Origin of the sequence: Oerskovia turbata (assembly GCF_000718325.1) — a bacterium.
GTDB classification, from domain to species: domain Bacteria; phylum Actinomycetota; class Actinomycetes; order Actinomycetales; family Cellulomonadaceae; genus Oerskovia; species Oerskovia turbata.
Map to the genome: position 1 here is coordinate 1 of NZ_JOFV01000071.1, position 207 is coordinate 207.

The following is a 207-nucleotide window of genomic DNA, read 5'->3' on the forward strand; positions in this document are numbered from 1 at the left end:
CGCGACAGGCCGCTGATCGTGCCGTCCGGGTTGTTGACCCAGGTCTGCTTGAAGATCGGGTCCAACGCGACCTGATCCGCCTCGCACGCCACGACCAGCGCCCCCTCGCTCTCCCCCAACGCACACGCACCGACCTGCCCCAAGGACGTAGGAAAGTCCTGCGTGAAACAGATCGACGCAGGCATCCGCCGAAACTCCACCGACGCC

At 66.2% G+C, this 207-nt stretch carries 1 protein-coding gene; it reads right to left on the reverse strand.

The features are described from left to right. Nucleotides 1-185: hypothetical protein (locus IE95_RS19315; protein ID WP_157283456.1), on the reverse strand; the 185-nt coding region annotated here is incomplete at its 3' end. Nucleotides 186-207 lie beyond the last annotated feature (22 nt).